The following is a 5292-nucleotide window of genomic DNA, read 5'->3' on the forward strand; positions in this document are numbered from 1 at the left end:
GCGACCATATAGCGCATGCCAACGATAATGGACTTCAACTTCTTGCCCGATATGGGCAGAATGAATGCGAACTCGCGTTGGGCAGGAAAAACTATTTGTTCGTTGGCTCCGACAGCGGCGGTGAGCGCGCGGCGGCGATGTACAGTCTCATCGGGTCGTGCAAACTCAACGAAATCAACCCACGTGCCTACCTCGAATACGTGCTCACTCATATTGCGGACCACAAGGTCAACCGCATCGACGAACTGCTTCCCTGGAACGTGGCCGACAAACTGAAGCCGGCTACTCCGCCCACGCCCACGGTTTGACCGGGCAGATCCAGATCGATCGTGTCCACGACCATGGAACGATCTTCACATGATCTACCCGGACCTCCCCAACGCTCTCACATCATGCCCCACGCGCGCGCGAATCGGGGACCGGCCCTGCCGAGCCGCTTACGCATGGTCCGGTCTTCATTGCGCTCCTTGGCGCGCGGTCTTCCTGGGCGCGTTCGGCGGATCTGGTCGCAATTCGCCGCTGGCTGAACGGCAACGAGACCCCTGTGGCGATGCCGCACGTGTATCACGCGGGCACGCAGCATCATAGCCGTCAAATGCTCGCTGGATCATATCGAGCCAGGGTAAACTTCACCTCATATCCCGCAAGTGCAACCCCTCTCGCACGGCGGGTGAATGGTAAACACCATTCTGGCAAGCGCCATCGTCGTTTCGCATCCAACGCCTAGCGTCAATCGATGTCCGGGCACTGTGGTAGAGAACGAGTTCGGAACAAATCTTCATCTGCACGGCGCATTTCTATCTGATTTTCGGCTCCGCATCGCGTTCGGTTCCCGGCGTTTGTCCCTCGGCGAGCAGCGGCTGCAGCGCGGGCCCAAGCGACTTCAGCATCTGCACGGCGAGCGCGCTCGTGAAGTCATAACGCGCCGCATAAGGCTCGCGCACGTAGGCGGTGAGCGTGCCGAAGTAGCGCTCCCCGATCGCGAAGACGAAGGTCGCGGTCCTGTTCACTTTGCGGGATTCGATAAGACGCCGCCCACGGGCGTACACGTTGAAGCGCTGGTCGCCCGTGCCCGTCTTGCCGGACACGTCGAGCGTGCGGCCATCGGGCAAAACGATGCCATCGGCGAGGCGCTGCGCGGTGCCGCCTTCGACGACATCGCGCAGCAGCCGTTGAACGACCGCCGCGATCTCGGGTATGACGAGCGACTTCTGCGGCGGGCTCACATGGACAAAATGCGTCTCGTATGGCGTGTCCTTCGCGAACTCGAGTGCCGAGATGCGCTGCATGGCGAGCCCCCTGCCCTCGTTCTGCACGATGCCGATCAGCTGTGCGAGCGCCTCGGGCCGGTCGCCCGAAGCGCCAATCGCCGCCGCATAGGAAGGCGTGACCGACGCGAACGGATAGCCGAGCGCGCGCCACGCTTTTGCAATCTCTGCATACGCCTGCAACTCGACCATGCGCCTGATGCGCCTGTCCTGCGTCGCGTGATAGCGCGTCTTGAAGAGCCACGAATAGACGGCGACGCGCGCCTCGCGGCTCGCCTCCTGGACGTCGTTCAGCGTCGCGAGCGGATGGCCGCGCAGATAATTCGCCGTCCACAGTTCGAGCGGATGCACGCTCGCGATATACCCGCGATCGTTGAGGTTGAACTTGTCGATGCCGTATTTCGCATAGAGTTTCGCGAGGTCCTGGTCCGTGATGGACGCCGATGGCGTGCCACGCAGCGCCGCGCGCATGCGGGTGTCGAACCACGCCCGCGGCGCGTCGGGCGCGACGCTTCTCAACACCGTCGCAAGCTTGGGCGGCGACTTGCGCACGTCGCGCAGCAGCAGCGCAAGCGCTTCATCCGGCGTCTTCAGCCGGTACTTCCCGTAGAAGCGGCTCATGTACACGCGGCTCTCCGCATCGGCGAAGCGCGTCAGATAGGCGTGACGCACCGCCGGATCGTCGAGCCAGTCGGACGACGGCCCCGCCACCCTGACCGTTTCGTAGTGGACGATATCGCGCATCAGGCGCACGAACACCAGATTCACCGAGTGCTGGAACGCGCGCTCCAACGTGAGCACGCGCGCGTTATCGGTGGCCTCGAAGTTGGTGAAGGTCTGCGCGCCGCCGCCCGTGTAAAAGGTCTCGCCGGGGCTCGCGGAGTACTTGCGCTGGACCGCGGCATTGAGCATCGCGGGAAGCGACCGGTCCGGCGCCGTGGCAAGGTAGTCGAGTGCCCAGCGCGTGAGCGCATCCTGGCGATCGGGCGTCACGGCACGCAGTTGCGCCAGGCTCATCGCACCATAGCGCGCGTGCAGCGCCGCGCCGATCTGCAGATAGGTGATGATCGTGCGCAGCTTCGCCGTCGAGCCGAGATTGAGCCGTCCGCTGCGGCTGATGTCGAAGGGTTCGTTGAGGCTGTCGGTCTGCACGCGCACGAGGTTTGCACCGCCCTTGCGCTCCATCAGCGTGAAGCTGTACGAGATGCGCGAAGGATCGTCCTGGGGCCGCAGCATGTGATAGCCGATCAGCCCTGCGTCGCGCGCGCCGTCACGCGTGGCCACGCTCGCGAGCCGATCGCTCACGGCCTGCTGTACCACGTTGTCGAGCGTGGCGGTGACGCTCAAATCGAGCCGGTCGAGATCGTAAAGGCTCGGCACGCCAAGCGTCGCGAGCAAATTCGAGCGCAGCGCGGTCACGCCCTTGCGCGCGACGAACGAGACCGCCTCGCGCCGCTGCGGCGTCGGGTTCAGTGCGAGCGGCACGGCGAGCGCCCTGTCGCGCAGCGCCGGCGCGATGATGCCGTTCGCGCCGAGCAGGCGCAGGTAGCTGTCGGTCAGGCGTTCGAGCTCCGGGCTGCCTGCGCGCAGGAAGCGCGATGGCGCACGCTGTGCGATCATCAGCGACAGCGCCTGCTTGAACGCGAGCGCTTGCGCATCGAGCGTTTCCGCCGAAAGCGGTTCGTTCAGAATGCGGTTGTATTCACCGAAGTCGCGCCCGTACCACGCGGCCATGCCATCGGGCAGACCGTTGATCTCGCCGATGCCGGGCCGCGCCGCAAGCGGCACGGAGTTGAGATAGCGCACAACCAGCTGACGGCGGGCCGGCATGGTCTGTGGACCGTCGAGATACGCGCGCACGGAGGCCGATGCGATCTGGCGGAGCTTTTCCATCGGCGACGCGGTGCGTCCGCCCGACGAGTGGCGGAACTTCTCGATCTGGGTTGCAAGCGTGCTGCCGCCCGGTTGCGGCGCACGTTTGTCGAAGACGCGCACGCCCTGATCGAAAAGCGCACGCCCGAAGCGTCCCCAGTCGATGGCCGGGTTACGGTTGGGCTCGTGCTCATCCAGCAGGTTGCGATCCTCGATGAAGAGCAGCGCACTGACGATGACAGGCGGAATGGACTCGAAATCGTCGTAGACGAGTCCGGGGCTCGACGCGCCGTATAGCTGGGTGCCACGGGCGTCAAGCAATGCGAGTCCGGCGCGGTCCTTCTCTTCATAGGGAAGAAAGAGGCCTCTGTCCGCCATCGACAGCATCGCCGCTGAACCGCGCGCCTGCGCGGTGACCGCAAATCCGCGTGTCGTCAGCCGCTCCTCGAACGATGGCAGCGATGCATAGCCGAGCCGCAGGTCGTAAGGTCCCGCCGCGGGATAGCGGATGCTAGCGCTGGGCCCTTCACCGAGAGTAAAGCCGATTTCGCGCCCGAGTTCCGACAGGTAGCGCGCCTGCCGCAGCGAGCTCTGCATTTCGATCTGCGTCATGCGCGCCGCCACGGCACAAATGAGCACGCACACGAGAGCTAAAAGCCATGCAACCCAGCGCCTTGCGGGCGTGATTCGCGACGCGCGCGTCGTTTTTTCTTGCAGTGGCCGGCTCATGACGCCTTCTCCCCGAGCGCCCGACGGCTTGGTTCGATATCACCGTAGTTTAATGCAAGAAAGTAGACCACTCGACCAGGCGTCGCGCGCCGCTATTCATTTTCTTTTGAATGGCCTTGTCTTTTTCACCGCTGTCCGAGTATAGGCAGGATGGCGTGGGCGGCTCGCCCGAGTCGATCAAAAGAGAACAGCTTTTATCTAGATGCGGGGCAATTATCCGTGGTTACTCGCTCGCTTTTTGGACGCGAGCAGTTCCTTCAGTTTCAGGTGCAGCGCGACGCTGTCCTTGTTCGGGCTCTGCTGTATGAAAAACACAATCAGAAAGGTGATGATCGTCCTGCCCGTGTTGATGACGAGTTGCCAGCCATCGGGATCTGAAGATGGACCGGACACGAGCCACACGACGATGGTGACGACCGCGATCCCGAATGCGAGGGGCGATCCCGCCCAGCGTGACGGCGCTCGCAAAGGCATCGAACGCACGGGTGACGGGATGCGCCTTCGCATAGCCCGGGCTGGACGTTCCATGGGACGGTGTCCATGGGCGCGGCGTCCGGGAACGGGTGTCCGCGGGGCTCAGTCTTGACTTTACGGAATCATGTGGTGCGCCGGGTGAGTATGTCCCATCTCCTCTTTGCGGTCGCGGACACGAACATTTCCTGAGTTGCACATCGACCGCCTTGATCTAGGTTATCCGGAAGGCCAACCATGTTTTGGCGTCATGTCTTGCGCCTCGATGTCCGAGCCGCAACTGACCGGTGCGCATCTTGGACAACCTGTTCAACGACCGGCCGAGCGCCAGGATTTCAGCATTGCGGCCGAAATGCGTTGATTTCGTCGCGCGGGTCGAGGGCGAGTGCAATGCCAGATCCGTTGATCTCCAGAGTCGATGCGAGCCGTCAACCGGTGCGCGCGCGCTTCAACGCAGCACGCTAAAAGAGGCGTCGGTGCTGGCATTCTTCCGATGGCGGGCAGCCAGTCACACAAGTGATCCTCAGCTACGTTTCCGTTCTGACATCGACCATCGACCATCGACCCGGAGCTGGGCTCCGTGCGGATCGACCTTAAGATCACATTGCTTAGGCGGTCGCCGCGCCAGACGGACAGAATATACCGGCACACGGTAATCACTGAGCCTGGAAATCGACAAGCCGACGCCAATACTCATCTTGCCGCCCTTCGGGACTTCCCTCCTGCTGCCAGAGAACGTAGGCCCGCTCCCGAAGATGCTGATCAAGAGCGCGATGCCAGTACTCTTCCGCACGCCCATCAGGGCGCCCGTCCTTCTCCCAGAGCAGGTACGCGCGCTCTCGAACAGCCTGTTCTAAACCGAGCTTCGTTTCCGAGGGCGGCCTCAAATCTGAAGTGCAACACCTGTTTCGTATAAGGTGTTGCGATGCACGAAAAGACCCAGTATCAACAG

At 62.9% G+C, this 5292-nt stretch carries 3 protein-coding genes and 1 pseudogene; 1 reads left to right on the forward strand and 3 read right to left on the reverse strand.

Annotated features, from left to right (window positions below):
- Positions 1-308, forward strand: a 308-nt coding sequence (locus AWB82_RS36005; protein ID WP_235023592.1) for a transposase domain-containing protein, incomplete at its 5' end; no start/stop codon positions are given.
- Between the two features lie 489 nt (positions 309-797).
- Here the strand turns inward: AWB82_RS36005 and AWB82_RS36010 are convergent.
- The 3 genes and pseudogenes from AWB82_RS36010 to AWB82_RS36020 form a co-directional block, all read right to left on the reverse strand.
- Positions 798-3869, reverse strand: coding sequence for a transglycosylase domain-containing protein (locus AWB82_RS36010; RefSeq protein ID WP_086974018.1), 3072 nt, complete (start codon positions 3867-3869; stop codon positions 798-800).
- Between the two features lie 222 nt (positions 3870-4091).
- Positions 4092-4411 (reverse strand): annotated as a pseudogene (locus AWB82_RS36015) (low affinity iron permease family protein); the annotation flags it as partial.
- Positions 4412-4996: 585 nt separating this feature from the next.
- Positions 4997-5227 carry a DUF2934 domain-containing protein gene (locus AWB82_RS36020; RefSeq protein ID WP_086974019.1) on the reverse strand — a complete coding sequence of 77 codons (231 nt, stop codon included), beginning with the start codon at positions 5225-5227 and terminating at the stop codon, positions 4997-4999.
- Between the last annotated feature and the right edge of the window lie 65 nt (positions 5228-5292).

Source organism: Caballeronia glebae, from assembly GCF_001545035.1.
In the GTDB taxonomy this organism is placed as follows: Bacteria; Pseudomonadota; Gammaproteobacteria; order Burkholderiales; family Burkholderiaceae; genus Caballeronia; species Caballeronia glebae.

Excerpts from the sequence above, each read along its gene's own strand:
- AWB82_RS36010 (WP_086974018.1), bottom strand. The coding sequence starts at position 3,869 with ATGAGCCGGCCACTGCAAGAAAAAACGACGCGCGCGTCGCGAATCACG.